Source organism: Qipengyuania sp. SM2512, assembly GCF_054954005.1.
Genome location: NZ_CM143134.1, coordinates 1,325,422 through 1,345,069 on the forward strand (window position 1 = coordinate 1,325,422; position 19,648 = coordinate 1,345,069).

Genomic DNA, 19,648 nt, shown 5'->3' on the forward strand with positions numbered 1-19,648 from the left:
GTCCTTCCGGTTCGTGTCCGAACCGGCGAGGCGGAAGCTTGAGCGTTTACACTCATTTTCCTCCACCCTGCCGGTTCACCCGGCAGGTCACGATGAAGGTCCAGAAATCCTCCGGCCCCAAGCTGTAAGCGAGCGGGTCCGTCAATCTCCAAGGTGTCGCCGACACCGCCCCAGGACCCCTGCAGGGGCCGCACCACCAAGGGGCCGAAACGGACCCGTGCGAACGCCCGCGTTCGCTACACTCGGAAGGACCCTGGTCCGAACGAGCGCAGCAATAAGGTTTGAAACTCGTTGCATCCCTTATTGCGGTATTGCGCCTAAAAAGCCGAGTTCGAACGCCAAGATCGTTTTCGTTCGGAAAAGGAATTCACGAGGGTATCCGAATGTATGCTGTTGCACCGTTCGGATTGAACGAGCCCGATTTCGAGTATCCATCTGCCCCTTTAGGCGTGGTCTGGAAGTTCAGTGGCAGGACTGCAGACCCTTTTCCATCTGCGGCGGAAAAATTTTTGCCGACCCATTTGGGGTAGAAAAATTTCCATCCTAAAATCGGGGCATGAACACGCCCGACCCCCTGGACACACTGCTGGTCTCAGCCCTGCAGGAACTCACCAAAGACCTTCCCGCAGAGGCCTCGGCTGTCGCTGCCTATCTGCAGCTGGAGCAGATGGCCTGCGAGGTCGATGACAAGGGCAATCCCACCAAGCAGGCGCACCGGGCGAGAGCCCGCTTGCGTAACGGTCTTCTGGTCGAGGAGACCAGTGAAAAGTCCAAGACGAAGGTCAGGCAACAGAAGGAGAAGACCGAAAGGGAGATCGCTAAATTCATCGGCAGGGGCCTAGTTCTCCTGGTTGCAAACCGGACATACGATCGCAAGCTCGGCCATATCGAAGCGCATGAAGCACGCCTTCTCCCGGCAGAGAAAAGCCGCGAGCAGCACGATCCCGAGAGCCGGTTTGCGCTGGCGCAACCCTTCATCGACAAGCTCGTGGAGCACGGCTGTTCACCCTCCGCGATGGGCAAATTGAAGGCCTCGATGGCGGACTTCATTGCGCTTCTCATCAACGCCTATGCCACCGATCCCAAGCTCGAGAACCCCGACAATATCTGGAACCGCGTCGTTCGCGCTGGTGTGCTCGAAGCTTATCAAAAGAACCTCGACGAAGACCATCTCAGGGCCATCGCCCAAGCTGCCTGCGAGCGCGACGCACAGGATAACGAATGGGCGAAAAAGGCGATTGAGGAACTCAGCCTTCCTGCAGGAATGGACGCGCAATTTCTCGAAGGGGCTGCACGTATCCGGGATGCTGCCACGAGCCTCAGCCCGGGCGAGGGAGAAGCCTATTACGATGCGATGATCGTTCAGGACGAACGCGACGTGGAGCTGCTGGCGAACGTGCTGGGTCTTGATCCGCAATCCGATCGTCTGCGCCTGATGACCGTTCTCGATATCACGAGGAAGGCAGCGCAGCCTCTCGCTCCAGACTGGAAGCTGGAGATGCAGCTGGTCATCATGAAGCAGGAGATCGACCAGATCGCGCCGCATGAGAAATGGAGCAGGGATTGGCAGAAGGAGCTTCTGGAGAGGCTGGAGATCCTCGCCGAAAGGCTCGACACGATGGATAGCGTCCAAGCATTCAACGCGCTGCTCCAGAACGGCCTTGCCGCCTCCGAGGCAGACTTCGAGTTCCTTCAGCGGCTCGAGCGAGACATCGCCGACGGCTTATTCATTTCGCTCGAGAACAAGGTGCGCGACGCCTGCAAATCCGCAAGCCGGTTCAAGATTTTCGAACGCGACGTTCGCTACGATTTCGAAGGTGGCTACCAGGATATTCAGGCCCGCGAGTGGACCGGCGAAGACTGGATCAAGGTCTACGGTTCGTTGCCCGGGGAGGACAGGGAGCATTGCCCGAACGAGGAAGTCGATTTCTACAACATTGCCGCAGAGGCTGAGGGCGAGGACTTCGATGCCGTCGTTGAAGCGGATCCAGACTATATCGAAGCAACCCTCAATCTCCCGCTGATCGAACCCGCGGAGGAGAATTCGCCTGTTGGCTTGTCGGCCCCTGATGCCAGAGACGTGGCTGGCAATTCCCCTGTGCGGGGCGATGAGAACAATCCTGATGGCGACCCGGCAAGCGCGGCGCCCGCGAGCGATATTATCCCTCACCATGCACCTGGACGAGCAGGCAAGGACTCGCCGCGCCTGCGTCCGACACCACTGTTCACCCCCGATAAGGAGCTCTGGGAGGATGACTGATAACCTTGTAAAAACCGATCCCGGCGTAGGCATCTTGCGTCAGCACATGGACGAGCAATGGAAGGCCACAACTTCCGTGCTGACCATCCATCATCCGCCGGACGCTTCGGTCGCTCCAACCATATTTATCGCAAAGCGCTACGGCGGAACAGGTGCCAGCATGGGGGCACTCATCCTCGAGTTCTTGCTCCAGCAGGAGGCGCTCATTATCGAGGTCGGCGGCAATCGCTGCCCGGCCTTCAAGCAGCGGACGCCGGATCGTCATGCCCATTTCTCTTCGAATGGCAGCGACCCGATCGCTCCTGCCCTGGACCTTCGGCTCGCGCATCCTGGCCGCGTTGCGATCCTCGAATTCGAACCTGCTCTCTATGCGCGGACGCTGGATATCGCACAGACCTACACGAGCTTTGCCGGTGCCGGCCCGCCGATGTTGGTCTACATCTGTCGTAAGCAAGAAGCGGCACCGCGCTTTGCTCATAATGCCCAGGCGAGAGGGCTGGGCGAGCCGGTCGTCTTGCGCGAGGCCAGGCAGAGGGTGGGTGAGATCACGCCGGACCAGCTGCCACTTCCGTGGCTCGCCGAGGCGATCACAAACACCGTCTGGGACGAAGGGGTAGGCCTGGAAGAAGCGCTCAGACGATGCTCGGGCAGCTGGACGCTACAGGAAACCCGGCTGAATCTCGGTCGGTTCCTCAACGCGCTACTGGAGCGATAGAATGACCTACCTGGAAGAGCTTTGGCGCTCGCTGTTCAGCAAAGACATCACCCCTCTCGAGCTCGACGTGATGGAGGGCGTGATCGCCAGGTTCGATCGCGATGAGCCTATCGTCATGCTCGCCGCGATTCTTGTTCGCATGCTCTTTCTCGTGCTCATCGAGCACAAGGCCAGCCCTTTCACCGTGCTGCGTAATTTCGCGCAGGCGATGGAAGAAAACCGACGGGCGACGGTGCTGATCACCGCGACCTATGAAAAGATCCAGACCGATCTTCACGGGCTGCGGGAGACAACCCGGGCGACGCAAGAGGCACTCGTGGAAGCGCGTGAACTCGCCCAGGCGAAGGTTGGATACGATCCAATGTGGGGCTTTCGCCCTGATCCCTCGCCTGGTGAGCAAGCCCGCTTCTCGCCTCTTGCGATCGCCGCGCTGATCGCTGGTTGCTGCGCCGTCAGCTTCATCAGCTGCACCACCGCGTTCATGATTTTTCTTGGGTAGGCGGAGTGAGCTTAATGCAGAAGGAGTCTTCGAGATCGCCGGTGGCAAGCGGCATGCCGACGTGCCCAAGGCGTGGACAATGCACTAATGACTGAAGTTTGGATAAGCCTCGACGTCTACGGACCTCAGTCGGAGATCGAGCGGTTCAGGAAACTGTGCCTCGCTCCTGCCTTGCATGGGGCCAACGTCAAAGGGGCGCTAGATATCGTTAGAGTTGTCCGCGATCTTGCAGACAGCGAACCAACCTCGACGGCTATTGCGTGCTTCGGGGAAGCCTGGAATCTGAGGTAGGATGCGCAGGAATCACCAGGCTCGTGGCTGCGGTTTCGACATGACGGAGTTCCACGAGGAGTTCTTTCATTGTCTTGCCCGCGCTTTTCCTGCGCTCGCATTCTACTGCCATTGCATCGGAAGCGATGATGAATTCATGGGCTATGGCTGGTTCAATGGGCGTAAGGCCAGCGAGGCATTCGCCTGTTTTGATGTGCTCGAGGACTACTGGTCCCTGAGGTCAGAAAAGCGCGATCCTCTGACTCATCTAATTCACGAGCGCCGCGTTGCTGCCATGCAAGGCAAGGCCCTGCTGGCGTCGTTGGCTGAGCTGCGAGATGCTTTTGAAGATCAGAGGATGCTAACCCGAAGGAGCCAAGTTCCGTAATCCGACGCCCGCTTGCAGCTCCTCGGGCTCGAGAGGCGGTCAAGCTCAGCTAACCACCGACCTTGCTACTGCCTCGAGGCAAAGGAGGATGATGAGGATTTTTTTACGATGAATGCCGAGCAAAACAGGGCAACTCTCATCTATTCCTCAGCCAGGCATCCGCGAACCGGCCGATCCTATGGAAGGCCCACCGACTCCGCACTCAGAATGCGGCCGTTATTTCGGCTCCAGACCGGCCGTTGCGCCTTGTAGCCGGCCGCTTTGCGAGCGGCCGGGCCGAGCGTGCGGCTAATGCCGGTGCGGCGCCCCACGATTGTTCCTTGAGGGGATATCTTCTTGATCCCCAAACGAAACGCATCAGCCGGTCTTATGCCTTCGAGAAGATACTTGCGAACTGCCACGCTATTTCCAACACGCTCAACCTTCACCGTCCCTTTCGGCGCCGGATCATGGTTTTGGGCGCGCTTGCGCTGTGCATTTCCTTTTTGTTCGAGGCTTGTTACCCAGCGGGGCACGAGATCGGTGAACTCGTCGATCAGTTCTTCAGGGACGTGCACCAACCAATGCACGTGGTTTTTCTCCCGGACATAGACATAGTAGGGCGCTACCGAGATGCCTAGCTGATCGCACCGCGTGCGCAGCCACCGGCAGAACCGCTGATTTCTCATTGCAGCGAAATTATCCTGCTTCGAGCTAGTCAGATTCCATTGGATGGTAACGAACAGGTTGAGGGAGACCGGCGCACTGACGTTAGCTGGCGGGCAGCCGTGGCGCGATTGGTGCCCACCCTGGGGCCGCGCGAACCTGCAGGCGTGATGAAGGGTTTTCGCCGATGCGAGGCTGATGTGGGTGCTTACCCTGGTTTTCCGGCACGATTGCGTATGCATAGCTATCTCTTCGTCGAGTTTGTTCCTGGGACTGCGCATAATGCTAGAAGGATGGTTTCATGCGGAAGCCTAGCTATTTTTTCAGTCGGTTGAGAGGTGTGCAGGAACAGGACAGTTCCGAGGTTCGACAACCTTGAAGCTGTGCTGCGATCCGATGGGCTAGCTTACGCGACCTGCACCTTTGCATCTGCAGCAGATTATCGCTTTAGAACAATTGGTCGTTGTCATATCGACAGCCCGCTAGATCTGCGGGCGTTTCCACCGGCTCATCCGGATCCTTGCGCGCGCAATAGCGGTCGACCAACTGCGAAGCTTCGGGGCGCAGCAGCACGGTAAAGCGCACCACCTCCTCCATCACATCGAAGATCGGTTAGTAATAAGGAGAAGCTTCATCCGCTCCGCTTCGTCGAATTGCGCATTGGCGTTCGCCAATGAGGGCTGGTTTGGGATGATCACCATCCCGCATCAATGCCCGAGTATGCAGAGCGCGTTCATGGTGATGAAGCTCTGCGAGCCGGCACTGACCTGCATTGCTGCCAGCGTACGCCCCTGCGATCAGTCTCGTCGGGGCGGCGCATGTGGGCGCGGCGCAGATGCCGGGCAAGAATGCAGGGCAGGGCCTGATCCTGCCGCCTGAGCCAAGAGGCGACGAGCTCGAGGGGCTGCTCCAGGTCGAGCTGGCACAGGAGGCACAAAGCGCTGCGCCGAAGCGCAAATCGCCGACCGATGTCAAGTAGGCGGTCCGAGACCGTGCGAGCCAGCCTCCAGCGGCGCGGAGAGCCCATGCGGAAGAGGCCCTCCGAATGGCGCCGAACCGGCCCAGTGGAGCAGGCCGAGACACCGCCGCAGGATCGGCGGAAGCGAGTGTAGAGCGGATCCTCGAGGATCTGGCAGCGCAGGACGGCGCGACCTTTCGATTGCCCAGCGCCCTCTTTCGCGAGCTTCTGACCTCCTGCATCAGCCCGAGGTGATCAGCGCGCATGTCGATATGCTCGAGCTTCGGCGCTCGTTTGCCTTCGCTCTCTCAGACATCGGCAAACTCGCTAACCGCGCGCTCCACGATCGAACGGCTGGCCGAGGCGTGGAGGAGGATGTGCTCGCGCCCTATCTCACGATCGCGGTCGCCGCGCTGCACGGGCGCAGCCGGCCCAACGAGGACGAGCTGGCGCGGGTATACGGCAGCTCCTTGCCGGATCGCACCCGCCGCCTGCTCCATCATCTGGAGCGCAGCGATCTGATCGCGTTGCGCAAGGATTTCGCCGGGGTGCAGCCTCGCGGATCAAAGCTGCAGAGTTCTGCGACAGCTATTCGGTTTGCTCGGAGATCGGAATTGGCTATTCGCCCGCGCATGTCTCGTCATTCCGCCGCCGCCCCCGATCGTGCATCGACCCTCTCCTTCTGGTCGCTGATCGCCTTTTTGTCGATCCTGTGGATAGCGGGCGGCGCCTCGCGCGCCGATGTCCTGGGCCAATCGGTCGTCCGCTTTTCCGCCTGGTCGATCATCGTGGTGGCGATCCTCGCGCTGCCCAGGGTGAACTGGCGAGCGGTGAAGGAGCCGGCGATCATTCTGGGCGCTGCGGCATTGCTGGTTGCCCTGCAGCTGGTTCCGCTGCCGCCTGCGATCTGGACCGAACTCCCAGGTCGGACGATCTTCACCGAGGCGGCGGTTCTGATAGGAATGGAGCAACCTTGGCGCCCACTTTCGATTTCGCCGAGCGGCACCGCCAACGCACTGGCCTCACTGATCGTGCCGGCGGTGGTCCTGCTGCTGGCGGCGAACCTCACCCGCGAGCAGCACTGGCGAATCGCCATTTTTGTTCTCGGCCTTGTAGGGACGGGAGCCGTCCTCGGCGTGCTGCAATTCTCTGGCGCACATTTCGACAACCCACTGATTAACAACGTGAACGGCGCGGTGGCTGGCAATTTCGCGAACCGTAATCATTTTGCACTATTCTTGGCAATCGGCTGCGTGCTTGCGCCCGCATGGGCATTTCGCGATGAGGCGCCGCTGTGGAAGTTCGGAACAGCTATTGGACTAATCTTGATCTTCGTACTTATGATACTTGCCACAGGATCACGGAGCGGTTTGCTGGTAGCCTTGTTGGGAATTGCGGCCACCTCTTTTGCGTTCCGTAAGCGAGCGGCGCAGCGGATTAAAAAAATCTCGCGAAAAATAGCTGCACCGCTCGCTTTGGTGACGTTGTCTTTTCTGGCCGGAGTAATTTGGCTAAGCGTTTATCTTGATCGCGCTGCTTCGATTTCCCGGGCAGCCACACTTGAAAGCCGAGCGGATTTGCGCCTAGAAATATGGCCTGTGGTGGTCGATATGGTGTGGAATTACTTTCCAGCCGGAGTCGGCTTTGGCACTTTTGATCCGGTGTTTCGTATTGGTGAGCCTGACGCTTTATTAGCCCCTCAATACATTAATCTAGCGCACAACGATTGGATACAGATCTTCCTCGAAGGAGGGGTAGCTGGCATGATTTACCTTGCTGCCACGTTTGTTTGGTTCACTCTGCGATCCTTTCGTGCATGGAGATCGTCCGGAGCGGAGACAGGGTCTCGAGTTCTCGGTAAAACCGCCTCGATCGTGTTGGTCCTCATATCAGTTGCGAGTCTGACTGATTATCCCGGAAGGACACCAATTATGATGGCTTTGTCGGCGCTTGTTGCCGTTTGGCTTGCGAATGTCTTTTCTAGAAAAGAATTGGATCGAACGTCAGCCTCAGGTGACTAGGCTCAGGACCTGTTAAAAGGGGTGGCAAGCCGGATCAGCTGATGATCGATGCCACGCATCTCAAGGCTCACCGAACAGCGGCAAGCCTCTTAAAAAAGGGGCTCTTCCCAGACGTATCGGGCGCACCAACGGCGGTCTGAACTCCAAGCTTCATGCGGTCTGCGATGCCTTGGGGAGGCCTCTGATCATGCTGCTGAGCGAAGGCCAAATGAGCGACTTCAAGGGCGCGGCGCTGATGCTCGACGCGCTCCCCAAGGCCAGGGCACTGCTCGGCGATAAGGGCTATGATGCCGACGGGTTCCGCGCTGCTTTGGCCGACCGCGGGATCTCCGCCTGCATCCCTTCAAAAGCCAATCGGAAGCTGCAGATCCCGCACGATCGCATACTCTATCGCCAGCGCCACAGGGTCGAAAACATGTTCGGCAAACTTAAGGACTGGCGCCGCATCCACACGCGCTACGACCGATGCGCCCACACCTTCATGTCCGCCATCTGCATCGCCGCAACCGTCATCTTCTGGCTCGATCAATGAGTCCTGAGCTACCCGTCTCGCTCTTCAAAACACGATTTCTGCCGAGCGAACCGATGTATATCTAGCTGCTCGGCGATTCTTTTACGCGGCCCGCGACGGCCCTTCCCACGGAGAACATTCGCAGTTATCTGGGCGCCTCAATGATGCGGTCGGACGAACAGTGCGCACCGATCCAAGGCAAGGCGTTCTTTTCGCCTCGGAGACTTTTCTATGGATATCAATGAAGAAACGACAATCGTGGTTGTCGGGCTTGGTTATGTTGGCCTGCCATTGGCGGTCGCTCTTGCTCGCAGTTACCCGACCGTGGGCTTCGACATCGACGAACGGCGTATTTCCGAACTCCGGCAAAACCATGACCGGACCTGCGAGCTGGAAACTGAGCAATTGCGCGCATCGGCGCTGAAGGTGACGTCGGATCCCAACGAAGCTCGCGGGGCCGCTGTTTACATTATCACCGTTCCCACCCCGGTAGACGAAAAAAACGCGCCGGATTTGCGGCCGGTGCTTGCAGCAAGTCGCAGCGTCGGTGAGATGATCGACCCGAACCAGCCAGCGATCGTCGTATTTGAGAGCACCGTCTATCCAGGGCTCACAGAAGACCTTTGTGGGCCGACGCTCGAAATGGCCGGCAATTTGACACGCGGCAAGCATTTTTGGCTGGGCTACAGTCCGGAGCGGATTAATCCGGGTGATCGTGAACATACCGTCGACCGGATCGTTAAGGTGATCGCCGGGGAGAATGAGCAGGTCGTCGATGCGCTCGACACACTCTATTCGAAGGTGACCAGTGCCGGAGTGTTCCGCGCAGCTTCAATCAAGACTGCTGAGGCTGCCAAAGTCATCGAGAACGCTCAACGCGATATCAACATCGCCTTCATGAACGAAGTCACCCGCATTTTCGCTAAGATCGATTTGTCGATCTGGGGCGTGCTCGCGGCGGCAGAAACCAAGTGGAACTTTCTCAAATTTAAGCCTGGGCTAGTTGGTGGGCACTGCATCGGAGTGGACCCCTATTACCTCAGTCACCTTGCCGAAAAACTGGGACATGAGCCGCGCGTTATACTCGCAGGACGCGCAATAAACGACGATATGGGGGATTGGGTCGCTGGTGAGTTGGTTGCACATCGTGAAGACAATCTCGAGGGTAATGACCGGTCTGCGCTGGTTATGGGCCTTTCATTTAAAGAAAATGTTCCGGACCTTCGTAACTCAAAAGTCATCGATCTAGTGCGCGGCCTGACCCGACGCGGTTATGACGTTACCGTTCACGATCCGCTGGTCGACCAAGACGAGGCACTGCGCGAATACGGGTTGACCCTCGACCCTGACGCGCTTTCGAAACGGTATGATTTAGCCATATGCGCGGTGGCGCATGACGTTTACCGAACGCTCGGAGGCGCGCGCATTGCCGGTCTCGTTCGCGACGGCGGCATTGTAGCCGATCTCAAGGGTATCTGGCACGACGGCCGGTTGCCTAGCGCCGTGCAGAGCTGGACTCTTTAGGAAGTTGTTAAAGGGGACATGAATACTCTCATCACCGGCACTGCCGGCTCCGGCTACGCGTGCGGTCGCAAGGCATTGGTCGAGCTGAAGCCGATGCAGCCAGGGGACATACGCGATAATTTCGCCGACATTACCGCCATCCAGAACGACGTTGGCCTTGCTCCGACAACCTCGATTGACGAGGGCATGCCCCGCTTCGTGTACTGGTAGAAAAGTTATCACGAGCTAAACTGAAGGACCGCCGCACATGCTCAACACCCCTTTGGCGCCTTGGCCGAGTTTCACCGAGGAGGAAGTGGCTGCTGTCGCGAACGTGGTGCGCAGCGGCCGGGTGAATTACTGGACGGGCGAGGAAGGCCGCGCCTTTGAGCGCGAATTCGCTACGGCAATCGGCACCAAACATGCCGTCGCCGTCGCGAACGGCACTCTGGCGCTCGATCTTGCCCTCAAGGCACTTGGTATTGGGCCAGGCGATGAAGTGGTGGTCACGCCGCGCACTTTCATCGCATCGGCATCCTGCGTCGTCAATGCGGGCGCCACGCCCGTCTTCGCCGATGTCGATGGCGACAGCGGCAACATTTCTCCAGCGACTGTCGCCGCGGTGCTGACGCCAAGCACCCGCGCAGTCATCTGCGTACACCTCGCCGGCTGGCCGTGCGACATGGACGGGTTGATGGCGCTCGGTGAGAGCCATGGCTTCGCCGTCATCGAGGACTGCGCCCAGGCACACGGCGCTCTTTATGACGGCCGCCCAGTGGGGTCGATCGGGCGGATCGGCGCATGGTCCTTCTGTCAAGATAAGATCATCACCACGGGCGGTGAAGGCGGAATGGTCACTACCGACAATGATGATCTTTGGTCGGCCATGTGGTCGTTCAAGGATCATGGCAAATCATGGGACGCCGTTTACGAGCGCCAGCACCCGCCGGGTTTCCGCTTTCTGCACGAGAGCTTCGGGACTAACTGGCGAATGCTGGAGGTGCAGGCGGCTATCGGACGCATCCAGATGCGCCGTCTGCCGGACTGGACCGCGGCGCGGACGCGCAACGCGGCACGTTTCAAAGAAGTGGCTGACCGCTACGCCGGCGCCTTGCGGACCCCGGTGCCACGCCCGAAGGACACCCATGCTTATTACCGCTTCTACACGTATGTGAAGCCCGAAGGACTCCGCGACGGTTGGACCCGCGACCGGATCGTGTCGGAGGTAACCGCCCGCGGCGTGCCCTTGTTCCAAGGCAGCTGTTCGGAAGTCTATCTTGAAAAGGCATTTGAAGGCACCGTCTGGGCACCGCCCGAGCGGCTTCCGACGGCAAGGGAACTGGGCGAGACGAGCCTCATGTTTCTCACCCATCCCACGTTAGCGGACGAGGATTTGAACCGCGTCTGCACCGCCTTTGCCGCGGTGATGACGCAGGCGTCGCGCTGAGCGCCGGCGGTCAGAAAGAAGGGACCCCTTTCAGCACTGAGAAATGGGCTTGCCCACGCGGGAACGATAGCTTGCCAGATTCGCCGGGGGTTGCGAGGTCACGGAGCTGGATTCCATTAAGCCGTCCAATGCGCTGTTCGAAGGCGTAGACGTAATGGCGCGGGCTTCCGCTGATCCCCCCGCCTTCGATCGAGACCCCCTCCAGCGCGCGCTCTCCAAGCTGCGTCAGGACGATCGACACGGGGCCGCCCTCGATCCTGTTCCCCTCCAACCGAATCGCGCCGGTGTCGATATCGATCGCGAAATCCAGCGGGCGGCCGCGGCTAAATCGGGCGCCGGTCGGCGGCGCGGGGGCCCAGCCGCTCTCGATCGCGATTCCGGCCCCGGTGAACCCGGTGGCATCGATCTCGTTGGCGACCACCGCGACGTCCCGCACAAAGGCGAGATAGATGCCGTAGCGCCAGTCGCCGGAGATACGATTGTGCGCGATCCGAATGCCGGTGCAGTAGGTATAGGCTTGGATCGCTCCGTCGTCGTCGAGGCGGCGCGACACGCGGTCGGAGCGGATAACGTTATGTTCGATCGCGATGTCGCTGCAGCCGTTCGCGAGATGGATGCCGGAGCTTCCCGCCTCCAGGCACTGGTTGTTGCGGATGCTGCCGTTCCGCGCGCTCGGACTGGCGATGATGTTCCGGGCTGACTGGCCGACGAGAATGTTGTCCGCGCAGACGAACCCGTCCGCTCCGAAAAACGCGATGCCGTGGGTTCCGCCCTCGACCCGATTCCCGAGGACCTGATTGTCGCGAGTGGTCACCGCCAGCGCGACCGGGCGGCCGCGGCGCTCGATGCCGCCCAGCGGGCTCGCCGTCTCACCGACGATATGGATTCCGAACAGGCCTGCCGCGCCGCCGGCGCCGGCCGGGAACAGTACCGAGTTGCCAGAGATGCGGTTGCCGTAGGAATGGGGGAAGTTCAGCCGGATCGCGTCGCCGCCGTCGTGAACGAGGTTGCGCACCTGGCACCCTTCGATGGCGGAGTTGCGAAGGCCTACGGCGAAGATTCCGCGGCGGGCGATTCGGCCGCAATCGATGTTAACCGAAATTCGAAGGTTCTCGACGGGACGGCTGCTTCCGCGGCCGCCGACGGTGACCACTGCTTCGGGCGTCGCCGACGTGCCGACCAGTAGGCCAGGGCCCTCGATATAGGCGAGGCCCGGGAGCAGCCGCACCTCGCGCACCCTCCAGCTGCCGGTGGGGACGTGCACACCCGTCCGGCGCGCCGTCGCAGCCCGGATCGCGGCGGCGAATGCGGCTGTATTGTCAATTGATCCGCCGCTTTTCGCACCGAAGTCGAGTATCGACAGCGCGCCCACACTCGGCGCGCCAGCCGCGCCGCGCGGCAGCGCGAGCGTTGCGGATAGGCCAAGCGCGGCGCCGCTTCCGCCAAGCAGCAAATCTCGGCGAGAGATGCGGGGAATGTGCAGGCGGGGAGGAGGGTCAGGCTGCATGGAGGCACCTTAGGCGGTCCGAGCTGAACCTTCACTGTCCTGACCGGCCCCCACCGAGTGGTCCGGGTTGATTGTTAGTGCATTGTGGCCTCCTGCGCCATTGCCGGCTGGAGGTGGAGCGAAGCGGAACCGGAAGGCGGCAATGGCAATCTTACGGTTTCGGGGGCAGGCGGCCGATAGCCAAGGCTGCTGTGCGGACGGACGGTGTTGGAGTCTTGGCGCCAGGCCTCGATCAGGACCTTGGCCTCAGCGAGACTGTAGAAGATCTCGCCATTGAGCAGCTCGTCACGCAGTGAGCCGTTGACCCGAAGGGCGGCGAAGCCAACCTCTCGTTGTAACCATTCTCCCAAGGCGATCCCGGGGCTATGTAGAGCGTCTTCACCCCGATGCAGGCGAGCCACTCCTGCACGGCAGTAGCGATAAACTCCGGACCATTGTCGGACCTGATATGGGCAGGTGGCCCCCGAGAGACGAACAGGTCAGCCAGCGCCGCCAGCACGTCTGATGCTTGAGCTGGCGCGCCACGACCAGAGCCAAGCATTCGCGGCTGGCCTCGTCAATGATGGTCAGGATTCGGAACTTGCGGCCATCATGGGTGCGCCCTTCGACGAAGTCGTAAGCCCACACATGCCCTGGATACTCTGGCCGCAAGCGGATGCACGAGCCGTCGTTCAGCCATAGCCGCCCGCGCTTTGGCTGTTTTTGCGGCACCTTCAGTCCCTCTTTACGCCAGATCCGCTCAACCCGCTTGCGGTTCACTTGCCACCCTGCGTCACGCAGCAATGCCGTCGCCCGGCGATGGCCGTAGCGGCCATACTGCTTCGCCAAGGCAATAATGTCATCGGTGAGCTCATGCTCATCATCGGCCCCGCACGGCACCTTGCGCTGCGTCGATCGATGCTGGCCGAGCACACGGCAGACCCGCCGCTCGGATACTGACCTCATGCCTCTGATGTGATCGATGCAGCGCCGCCGCCGCACGGTGCTCAGAAGTTTTCCCGGGCAGCCTCCTGGAGGATCAGCTTGTCCAGCGTCAGATCCGACACCGCACGGCGAAGCCGAGTATTTCCTTCTCCAGCTCGTTGGCTACGCCGCCCTTCGGGTCATCCGCCGAGCCTGGTCGACCTTCAGGCCGCCATACTCCCTGCGCCAGCGGTAATAGGTCTGCTCCGTGAACCCGATCCGCCGGCACGCCCCGGGCGTGATTCCACCCTGCGCGAGCACGATCTCCGCCTCACGCAGCTTGCCGATGATCTCTTCCGGCTTGTGCTTCTTCGATGGCATTCCTCATCTCTTTCATGGTCCAGACTAAAACAGTCGATGGACCACTCAGAAGGGGGCAGCTCAGTCGACCTCTTCAAACGCTGGACAGGCGAACGTCAGTCTGCCACCATCATTCGGTGACCGACCTTTTAGATCCCGGCTACTTCCGAAGCGACGAACTTCGCTCTCTCGGCTTTGCCCGAGTGGGCGAGGGGGTAGCGATCGCACGGAATTGCACGATCGTCGGCATGGAGAACATCACGATCGGCGATTACGTACGGATCGACGGCTTCACGACCATCGTCGCAGCGCGCGGAACACTTCGGATTGGAAGTCGCGTCCACATTGGCTCTACCTGCGTTCTTGGCGCGAGAGGGAGCATCTGGCTCGAGGATTATTCGAGTCTTTCGCATGCCGTCCGGATCCTTTCGGCGATTGACGATTTCAGCGGCCAGGCGATGACCAATTCCACGTTGCCGCCGGAGGTAGTCCGAGTGCAAGCGGCGCCCGTGCGGATCGGGCGCTACGTCCCGGTTGGAACGGGCAGCGTGGTGCTCCCGGGGGTCGAGATCGGCGAGGGCGCTGCGGTGACGGCAATGTCCGTGGTTGCAAGTTCGCTTCCCGCGTGGACAATCTGCGGCGGCGATCCGGCTCGCGAGATCAGGCCGCGTTCGAAGAACCTGCTCCAGCTCGAACCAGCGCTCTTGCGCGGCTGAACGGGCAGCCGTCAAACTGGCCGAAGAGCCTGATTTGAAAGTTCATCAAGCATACCAGTATCTTGCGGTGCGCCGTGCGAGCGTACGAATTTAGGCGGTGTGCGCCCATGCCGTTGAGCTTTCGATGGTTTCTTTCAATCGTTGGCCAATCGCTTGCACCGGCCCAGCCATGCAAAGGTTCGCTCAACCACCCAGCGGCGTGGCAGAAGAACGAAGCCTTCGGCTGTATCGGAGCGTTTGATGATTTCGATTGTCCAGCTTCCGTAAGCCCTGAGCTTGTCTCCGGCGTAGCCGCCATCGGCGAATACATGGCGCAACCAGGGGAACCGGAAACGGACCGCTTTGAGTACATCGACTGCACCATTACGCTCTTGGACAGCGGCGGGGTGCACGAGGATGAAGATCAGAAATTTGCAGGTGTCGGTGAGGATGTGACGCTTGCGGCCTTTGATTTTCTTACCTGCGTCATAGCCCTAGACCCCGCCGCTTTCCTTGGTTTTGACGCTTTGGCTGTCGATCACTCCGGCCGATGGTGAGGCCTCGCGCCCCTCATTTCCCGCAGGTTCATCACCAGCACGGTGTTGATCGTCTCGAACAATCCTGCGTTCCGCCAGCATAGAAATACCGCCGCACCGTCGATACCGGCGGGAAGCATCCGCCACGCGCCGCCGCTCGATGCAACGTAGAGCAGCGCATTCAATACCTCGCGCATGTTCGTCGTGCGCCGCCGCCCGCCGGACTTCGCAGGCGGGATGAACGGCGCGGTGACCGACCACTCTCGGTCGGTCAAATCGCTTGGATACCGCAATCCATCGCGGCTATGCTCGCGACGAGCGATGCGTCTCCAGCGCAATCCCGGCTATCGGGTGCTGCGGGCGGTGCCGCCGTCATTCAGTAAAATGCCAGAGAACGGATGCCCGCCCGATGGAAAGTGCGTGGCGCTGGTTGACTTGGAAACATCGGGACTCAACCCGGAGAAGGACAAGATCATACAGCTGGCGCTGATGCTCGTCTGGCTGAACGATGCTCACGAAGTGGTGGGCCATTTCGTGCCGATGGCGTGGTTCGAGGATCCGGGCATTCCCCTCGACCCCAGGATTACGATGCTCCCATCGATCAGGTCACAGGATCTGAACGGGAAGAGTATCCCCGTTGCAACAGTCGTAGGAGTGCGCTCACGAGCCGACCTGCTCGTGGCGCACAATAGAGGTTTGAGATCGGATGGCTGGAGCGGCGGTATCCCGAACTCAAAGACGCCGCGCAGGGCTGCAGATGCGCGACATCGATTGGCTGACGGCCGGGTTGGATGAGCGAGCCCAGCAACACCTTCTCGCCCAGCATGGCTCATTCGCTAATGCGCACCGAGATGATGACGATGTGCGCTCGTTGTTCGTCCTTTTGACCCAGCGCCGCAAGGGCTGGGGAGCGGACGAGCGGCGCACCCACATGCAGCGTCTGCTGGCTGGAGCTCAACAAACGACGACCATGGTCGAGGCGCAGGGTGCGCCGATTTCGAAGAAGGACCTGCTTAAGGCCCCAGGGTATGCGCGGGACCGGATGGATCTCTGGTTGATGGAGCGTATCGATCGTTGGCCGGTGTGGGGCAAGCTGGCTCACCGGCGTGGTGCGCGGGCGCTCAGCGAAGACCTCATGCAGGTCAAGTTTTCTGACGAACCGATCGAGCGGGTGTGAACAAGGGGCGGCTGTTGCGGCGGCCGCCGCCTTTTTTGCATCCGCATTCGTCCACGCGAGGACTGTCGCAATCCCGAAAGTTACGTTTTGATGCCCGCTTCGGTCGGAAGCCCAAAGTTTCAGGAGGTTTTACTTCTGCGGTAGCCCAGCCTTCGATCGCTGCCGGAAAACCTTCTGGTGGGTCTTCCTGCCTGGGTGCCACCCGTCTAACTCTCCTCACTGTGCGGGCGCAGATCGAAATAGGCAGGGATACCGACGGGCAAAGCGTACACATCGATATCGAGGAGCTACTCGGCACGCGCCTGCTCGTGTAGGGTAATTCCGGATCTGGGAAATCGCACCTGCTACCTCGCCTGCTGGGGCAGAGCGCGGATCTGGTCCAACAGGTTGTCATTGATCCCGAGGGCGATTTCAGCAGCCTTGCCGACGAGTTCGATCATATCGTCACCAATGGTGCGGCGCACTCGCCGGCAGAGATCGAGGCGCTGGCGCGCAGGGTGCGGCAACACCGCGCTTCGGTCGTGCTGGCGCTCGAGGAGCTCGAGGTGGAGCAGCAGATCCGATGCGCAGCGTTGTTTCTCACCGCGTTGTTCGACGCTCCGCGCGAGTACTGTTATCCGGCGCTGGTGGTGGTGGACGAGGCGCAGATGTTTGCCCCCGCGGCGGCGGACGAGATGGCCGAGGACACGCGCCGCCTGACGCTCTCGGCGATGAGCAATCTCATGTGCCGCGGGCGCAAGCGTGGACTAGCCGACGTGGTCGCCACGCAGCGGCTCGCCAAGCTTGCGAAAAATGTCGCCGCCAAGGCCTCGAATTTCCTCATGAGGCACACATTCCTCGATATCGACATGCACCGCGCCGCCGATCTGCTGGGCATGGACCGCAGACAGGCCGAGCGCATCCGCGACCTCCAGCGCGGCCAATTCCCGGGGCTGGGGCCGGCGATCAGCCGTCGCCCGGTGGCGGTGCATGTGGGCGCTCCGCAGACATGGGGCAAGAACGCCGCGCAGGGCCTAATGCCGCTGCCCGAAACCAGAGGCGACGAGCTTGAGGCGTTGCACCATGTCGAGCTGGCGCAGGAAGCGCAGAGAACCGCGCCGCTTGTGGCCGCGTCGAAGCGGAGTTCGGTTATCGATGTCGAGCAGGCGATTCTGGATCGCGCCAGCCAGCCTCCGCAGCGGCTAATGGATGCGGCCGACGCTTCGCCGTCGATCGCCATCAACACCGCAGGGGCCGAGGAGACCGAAACCGGGTCGGCAGAGGAACAGGCTGAGGTGAGCATCGAGCGGATCATAGAGGATCTGGCGCGGCAGGATGGCGCCACCATTTGATCGCCCGGCACCCTGCTCCGCGAATTTCTGACCTGCTGCCGCCAGCGCGGCGTGGTCAGCGCACATATCGGCATGGTCGAATTCCGACGGCTGCTCGCCTTCGCACTTTCAGGCATCGGCAGTCTTTCGCTACCCGCACGCGCGACAGTCGAACGTCTGGCCGAAGGTGTCGGTGAGGATGTGCTGCGCTTCAAGGCCGCAATCGGCCTGACGAGGACGAGCTGGGGCGTGTCTACGGCAGCTCATCATCAGGTCGCATCCGCCGGCTGCTCGATCATTTGGACGCGAAGTAGTCTGATCGCGGTTCGCGAGGATTTTTGGCGGCTTGCGGACGATCACAGTACTAGCCCTTGAAGGCCTTCTTGCCGATTGAGAAGCCGTGGCGGCCCTCGGCGGCCGAAGTTTGTGACAGGTGGTCGGTTTGCTGGGAGAGGGGAACTGACAATTCGACTGCGCAAGTCTCGTCATTCAGCCGTCACACGCCGGATCACGCACCGACTCTCTCCTTCTGATCGCTCGCCGACTTTCTGTCGATCCCGTAGGTTGCCAGGGGCGCTTTTTGCGCCGATGTCCAGAGTCAGTCTGTCGTCGCTTCTCCGCTTGTTCAGCCTCGCATGACTTACTGGCACTAAACACCTAGCGGCCCTCGCGACTTCGGGCTAGCATGCGCCAGAGAGGGTGACGGAAAGGTTGAAATGACAATCGGACGACTAATCATCGTGGGCGGGGGCGGCTTCGGCAGAGAGCTTCTGTGCTGGGCCCGGGATTGCATTGGGGCGGGCACCCTGCCTGCGGTCGCAGGATTTATTGATGACGATCCTAATGCGCTCGCCGGTTATGAATACGACGTAGGCCAGATCGGCAGCGTTGCCGACTTCCAACCCCAGCCGGGGGATCAGCTCCTCCTCGCCATCAGCGAGCCCGAGGCCAAGAAGCGGGTCGCCGAGAGGCTGGCCGAGCGGGGCGGAAAGTTCGCCTCGCTCATCCATCCGACGTCGGTCCTTGCTCACAGTGCACGGATCGGTGAGGGCGCAATCTTCTGCCCGCTGTCACTAGCCTCTGCCGATGTCCGCGTTGGTCGCCACGTCACAGTCAATGCAATATCGAGCATCGGCCATGACGCCTCGGTCGGCGATTACACGACGCTCAGCGCGCATGTCGACATCATGGGCTTTTGCTCAGTCGGGTCGCAAGTGCTGATCGGGTCGGGCGCCAAAATCCTGCCCAAAGTCACGATCGGCAATGGCGCGGTGGTCGGCGCAGGGTCGACGGTCTATCGCCAAGTCCGTCCGGGAACGACGGTGTTCACGCCGCCAGCGAAGGCGATGAAGAAGGCGGAGTAGGTGCGATCGGCGCGACCTCTGCCGGGTAGATCGGCTTTTCCTGTAGCCTCACCTCGAGTGCAATTGGGCGGTGCTCGCATACATCGTCCGGGGAAGAGCGCGGTGGCGACAAGCGACATCCCCCCGCTCGCCACCCCGGACAGGATCAGCGAACCGTTTCTGATTGGCACCTGCTTTCGATCAGGACGACGAGGCGAACTGAAGTGATGTCTCCGGCAGCGTCGAATTGGTCATGACGCGGCAATGAAGAATTTCGCCCGCCAACAGAACACGCCCGGGCGGGGGCTAAATATTCGTCTAGGATGGCCCCCGCCGCGGGCGCGAGTCACACTAGTCTCAATTTCAGATAGAAGGAATCCGAGGGGCTTCCCAACCGGTTTCGATTTCTGATTCCACCTGCTGGCTGGGTGGCGATCGTGGAATTGAGCGAAATGGCGCCTATGTTTCGCGACTCGTGACGTGATGTCGTGGACGGCTCTCGCACCAGCCTAATTGTGGCAAGGTGCAGTCGTTGTAGGTCCATGTGTGGACGGCCCCCGCTGCGCAAGAGTTTTTCTGCGGTGATGATATCGGTCGGGT

17 protein-coding genes and 4 pseudogenes are annotated in these 19,648 nt (G+C 60.7%); 16 read left to right on the forward strand and 5 right to left on the reverse strand.

All coding sequences use genetic code 11. From position 1 onward, the window contains the following. Positions 1–556 precede the first annotated feature (556 nt). From ACQ5J0_RS06705 to ACQ5J0_RS06720, 4 genes are all read left to right on the forward strand, one after another. A complete protein-coding gene (locus ACQ5J0_RS06705) occupies positions 557–2,260 on the forward strand; it encodes a hypothetical protein (protein ID WP_462569792.1) in 1,704 nt (567 codons plus the stop codon). Next, the gene (locus ACQ5J0_RS06710) at positions 2,253–2,975 is read left to right on the forward strand and encodes a hypothetical protein (RefSeq protein ID WP_462569793.1); all 723 of its coding nucleotides are present in this window, start codon (positions 2,253–2,255) and stop codon (positions 2,973–2,975) included. Before ACQ5J0_RS06705 ends, ACQ5J0_RS06710 begins: the two co-directional genes overlap by 8 nt. A 1-nt stretch (position 2,976) precedes the next feature. Further along, positions 2,977–3,474: a hypothetical protein gene (locus ACQ5J0_RS06715; RefSeq protein WP_462569794.1), complete on the forward strand. Its 498-nt coding sequence runs from the start codon at positions 2,977–2,979 to the stop codon at positions 3,472–3,474. Positions 3,475–3,766: 292 nt separating this feature from the next. Beyond that, positions 3,767–4,132, forward strand: a complete 366-nt coding sequence (locus tag ACQ5J0_RS06720; protein WP_462569795.1) for a hypothetical protein — start codon at positions 3,767–3,769, stop codon at positions 4,130–4,132. A gap of 176 nt (positions 4,133–4,308) precedes the next feature. Here the strand turns inward: ACQ5J0_RS06720 and ACQ5J0_RS06725 are convergent, their stop codons facing one another. Further along, positions 4,309–5,019, reverse strand: coding sequence for a hypothetical protein (locus ACQ5J0_RS06725; protein ID WP_462569796.1), 711 nt, complete (start codon positions 5,017–5,019; stop codon positions 4,309–4,311). 205 nt (positions 5,020–5,224) lie between these two features. Beyond that, on the reverse strand, positions 5,225–5,377 hold the full coding sequence (locus ACQ5J0_RS06730) for a hypothetical protein (RefSeq protein WP_462569797.1): 153 nt from the start codon (positions 5,375–5,377) through the stop codon (positions 5,225–5,227). A 172-nt stretch (positions 5,378–5,549) separates the two neighbouring features. On the opposite strand from ACQ5J0_RS06730, the gene ACQ5J0_RS06735 reads away from it, so the two are divergent. The 6 genes and pseudogenes from ACQ5J0_RS06735 to ACQ5J0_RS06760 all read left to right on the forward strand — a co-directional run bounded on the left by ACQ5J0_RS06735 (position 5,550) and on the right by ACQ5J0_RS06760 (position 11,217). Continuing rightward, positions 5,550–5,756: a hypothetical protein gene (locus ACQ5J0_RS06735; RefSeq protein WP_462569798.1), complete on the forward strand. Its 207-nt coding sequence runs from the start codon at positions 5,550–5,552 to the stop codon at positions 5,754–5,756. A gap of 230 nt (positions 5,757–5,986) precedes the next feature. Continuing rightward, a complete protein-coding gene (locus ACQ5J0_RS06740) occupies positions 5,987–7,756 on the forward strand; it encodes an O-antigen ligase family protein (RefSeq protein ID WP_462569799.1) in 1,770 nt (589 codons plus the stop codon). 38 nt (positions 7,757–7,794) lie between these two features. Continuing rightward, positions 7,795–8,288: pseudogene (locus ACQ5J0_RS06745) on the forward strand (IS5 family transposase); the annotation flags it as partial. 210 nt (positions 8,289–8,498) lie between these two features. Further along, positions 8,499–9,791 carry a nucleotide sugar dehydrogenase gene (locus ACQ5J0_RS06750; RefSeq protein WP_462569801.1) on the forward strand — a complete coding sequence of 431 codons (1,293 nt, stop codon included), beginning with the start codon at positions 8,499–8,501 and terminating at the stop codon, positions 9,789–9,791. A gap of 18 nt (positions 9,792–9,809) precedes the next feature. Next, entirely contained in the window at positions 9,810–10,001 is a 192-nt protein-coding gene (locus ACQ5J0_RS06755; protein WP_462569802.1) for a hypothetical protein, read from the forward strand. A gap of 37 nt (positions 10,002–10,038) precedes the next feature. Next, a complete protein-coding gene (locus ACQ5J0_RS06760) occupies positions 10,039–11,217 on the forward strand; it encodes a DegT/DnrJ/EryC1/StrS family aminotransferase (RefSeq protein ID WP_462569803.1) in 1,179 nt (392 codons plus the stop codon). A 10-nt stretch (positions 11,218–11,227) separates the two neighbouring features. Here the strand turns inward: ACQ5J0_RS06760 and ACQ5J0_RS06765 are convergent, their stop codons facing one another. Further along, positions 11,228–12,724, reverse strand: coding sequence for a NosD domain-containing protein (locus ACQ5J0_RS06765; protein WP_462569804.1), 1,497 nt, complete (start codon positions 12,722–12,724; stop codon positions 11,228–11,230). A 74-nt stretch (positions 12,725–12,798) separates the two neighbouring features. After that, a pseudogene (locus ACQ5J0_RS06770) lies at positions 12,799–14,008 on the reverse strand (IS3 family transposase). Between ACQ5J0_RS06770 and ACQ5J0_RS06775 the strand changes: the two are divergent. After that, on the forward strand, positions 14,002–14,703 hold the full coding sequence (locus ACQ5J0_RS06775) for an acyltransferase (RefSeq protein WP_462569805.1): 702 nt from the start codon (positions 14,002–14,004) through the stop codon (positions 14,701–14,703). The pseudogene ACQ5J0_RS06770 and the gene ACQ5J0_RS06775 overlap by 7 nt on opposite strands. Before the next feature lie 90 nt (positions 14,704–14,793). Here the strand turns inward: ACQ5J0_RS06775 and ACQ5J0_RS06780 are convergent. After that, a pseudogene (locus ACQ5J0_RS06780) lies at positions 14,794–15,556 on the reverse strand (IS5 family transposase). On the opposite strand from ACQ5J0_RS06780, the gene ACQ5J0_RS06785 reads away from it, so the two are divergent. The 5 genes and pseudogenes from ACQ5J0_RS06785 to ACQ5J0_RS06805 all read left to right on the forward strand — a co-directional run bounded on the left by ACQ5J0_RS06785 (position 15,540) and on the right by ACQ5J0_RS06805 (position 19,069). Next, on the forward strand, positions 15,540–16,013 hold the full coding sequence (locus ACQ5J0_RS06785; RefSeq protein WP_462569806.1) for a hypothetical protein: 474 nt from the start codon (positions 15,540–15,542) through the stop codon (positions 16,011–16,013). The pseudogene ACQ5J0_RS06780 and the gene ACQ5J0_RS06785 overlap by 17 nt on opposite strands. Then, positions 15,976–16,395 (forward strand): hypothetical protein, encoded by a 420-nt coding sequence (locus tag ACQ5J0_RS06790; RefSeq protein ID WP_462569807.1) that lies wholly within the window; start codon positions 15,976–15,978, stop codon positions 16,393–16,395. The genes ACQ5J0_RS06785 and ACQ5J0_RS06790 overlap by 38 nt, the downstream gene beginning before the upstream one ends. 221 nt (positions 16,396–16,616) lie before the next feature. Next, positions 16,617–17,453 (forward strand): annotated as a pseudogene (locus ACQ5J0_RS06795) (helicase HerA domain-containing protein); the annotation flags it as partial. A gap of 345 nt (positions 17,454–17,798) precedes the next feature. Further along, positions 17,799–18,080, forward strand: a complete 282-nt coding sequence (locus ACQ5J0_RS06800) for a hypothetical protein (RefSeq protein ID WP_462569808.1) — start codon at positions 17,799–17,801, stop codon at positions 18,078–18,080. A gap of 341 nt (positions 18,081–18,421) precedes the next feature. After that, on the forward strand, positions 18,422–19,069 hold the full coding sequence (locus tag ACQ5J0_RS06805) for an acetyltransferase (protein WP_462569809.1): 648 nt from the start codon (positions 18,422–18,424) through the stop codon (positions 19,067–19,069). The last annotated feature ends 579 nt before the right edge of the window (positions 19,070–19,648 follow it).